At 48.2% G+C, this 2311-nt stretch carries 3 protein-coding genes; all 3 read right to left on the minus strand.

The window, feature by feature from the left end:
• A complete protein-coding gene (locus D6694_13935; protein RMH36373.1) occupies positions 1-1215 on the minus strand; it encodes a glycosyltransferase family 1 protein in 1215 nt (404 codons plus the stop codon).
• Complete coding sequence (locus tag D6694_13940; GenBank protein RMH36374.1) at positions 1215-2060, minus strand: hypothetical protein; 846 nt, start codon at positions 2058-2060, stop codon at positions 1215-1217. The genes D6694_13935 and D6694_13940 overlap by 1 nt, the downstream gene beginning before the upstream one ends.
• A 52-nt stretch (positions 2061-2112) precedes the next feature.
• A partial coding sequence (locus tag D6694_13945) for a hypothetical protein (protein ID RMH36375.1) occupies positions 2113-2311 on the minus strand: 199 nt, incomplete at its 5' end.

Genomic DNA, 2311 nt, shown 5'->3' on the forward strand with positions numbered 1-2311 from the left:
CTAATTCTTTCTCGTGTTAGCCAGCACACCATTAACCACATCAATGATCCTTTGCTGATAAACAGACTCACTATATTCCAATTCTACTTTACGTTGGCCTTCGATACCCAAACTCCGTCGAAGTGAAGTATCCTTAAGCAATCGATCCATGGCGGATGCCAGCGACGCAACGTCACCATAATTTACCAGTAGGCCGTTCTTACCATCGTCGATAATCTCCTTAAGCCCACCAACCCTGCTCCCGATGACGGGTATCCCCATCGCCATGGCTTCGATAGCCGTTCTTCCAAAGGACTCCGATTTAGAGGGAATACAAATGACATCGCAGGCGCTATAAAAAACGTTCATCGTTTCCATACGCCCTGTAAAAACCACCTTGTCGGAGAGCCCCAGTCGGTTCACTTGGCGCTCCAGATAGTCCCGGTAAGCCGAGGTACCGCTCCCAGAGATCACGAATTCACAGTCCGGATTCTGATTGGCTACGATTGTTGCTGCTTCCAAAAAAAAATCATGTCCTTTGACCGGACGCAACCCCCCTGGAACACCAATAATTTTCGCAGCCGTTCGCAGGCCAAGGCTCTCTCTCGCAATCGATTGAGGTAGAGCCTCAGCAAGCAAGGCTCGACTGACCGCATTGGGAATGACCTGGACTTTTACCTTTGTAGAACTTCCAACTACATTATCCGCAACTACCTGTGAAACAGCGATAATCTGAGTAGGTAAGCGACGAAGAACTTGTCGAACCAGGGCTTTCCCACCTATCATGGGACGATGCATCTCTCCTCCCATATCGTCGAAGAGTTCCCTGACGTGCCAGATGGAAGGCACTCCCATGTTGTGGGCGGCGATGACACCTGCAAAACTTACCAGCGTGTTGACGTAAACAACTGAAGGTTTCAGTCGTCGTATCAACTTCTCAAAGCGTCTCGAAGCCTGCACTTCATCCCAGATATTCCGAACGATTCGAATCCCCTTTCCTCGCAACCAGTTGCGATGCTCGACCACATGCACACTACAGCCGATTTCCTCATACTCCTGGAGGTAGGGTCCCTCGAAACCAAAGGCCACATCTACTTTCCAATCGTTCTCCAAGAATCCTTTTACAGTTAGAAGCCCGCTGATCGTCGAACCGCTAGGATTACTACTATATTGAATGAAAAGGATTCGGAGACTCGAGGATTTGGGAGATTGCCACTCTCGTGCAGCAAGTTTCATCAGGAAAAATCGAAATAGTTCTGAGGGTCGTACATTAAATATTTATCCAGATGGTCTTTTATAGAGGCATAATTCTCAACAACCTCCTCAACAGGTCGCTTCCCCTGCTTAACCAGTGACGTCTGTATTTTCGAGCGAGGAATGTTCAAAAATGGAAAAACAACATTATCGAAGGTTTCTTGCGGAGCAACGGCTAGATCCTCATAGACAATCAAACGCCCTTTTTCCCGCATCCATGGATACTTTAGAACCGATTGATACTCAGCATTATTCAACTGATAAAATTCTTCAAGTTCATCTAGCGTTATCGTTACATTGGTCGTCCGCACAGAGGTAGGATCGTTAGCCAGATATTGCTTTGTCGTACGCGCAATCTTCAGAGATACGAACTGCTTCAAAATGCTACGTCGATAGAGAACCAGAAACTTTGCCTCTGGAAATAAATTATGCAAGTCCTCCAGAGTTATCCCATGCAGATCGAATTGTCCAATGAGAATCTTACATCCGGAGATTTCGCCAGGCAATGCATTCAAGGATCTTTCTATATGCCGGAAAAGATCCTCCTTTGTTCCCGATTTTGGCCTAAAGCCATAATAGAATTCTGGATTGAGAAACTCATGCGCCATTGATATCTGGGGAATCGAATTCAGATAATCCAGAAGCAAATTACTCCCCGTCCTCTGTCGAGCCAAAACAAACAGTGGTTGCTTTCTACCATGAAGGCCCAGAAGCGAAATCAACCGTATGCGTGCCTGGTGTCGAAAACGAGCCGTCCGCTTCCAGTATGGACGAACAAGCAACCAGGCTGGCCGCACAATTGATTTAACTTTTTTGTCCATATCCATTATCTTGTTTACAAACAGATGGTCTGTTACAATTACATGCCCCCGGAAACCATCACCACTCCATACCAAGCACCCCCTCCACCTCCTGCCACATCTCCAACGTCTGCACCATGAACGCCTCAGCGTGGGCCTTTAATGTCTCCATTAGGCCGTCCCGCTCGGAGCCGAGGGTGCGCGTCACTGCAGCTTGGACCCGCTCCGCATCGGCCGGGACGGGCAGCACCAGGTCCGGGCAACCGTAGTCGGCGAAG

This window comes from Gammaproteobacteria bacterium (assembly GCA_003696665.1).
GTDB lineage: Bacteria > Pseudomonadota > Gammaproteobacteria > Enterobacterales.

Bases quoted from the DNA above. Each gene is read 5' to 3' on its own strand.
- D6694_13940 (RMH36374.1), bottom strand. From the start codon at position 2,060: ATGGATATGGACAAAAAAGTTAAATCAATTGTGCGGCCAGCCTGGTTG.
- D6694_13935 (RMH36373.1), bottom strand. From the start codon at position 1,215: ATGAAACTTGCTGCACGAGAGTGGCAATCTCCCAAATCCTCGAGTCTC.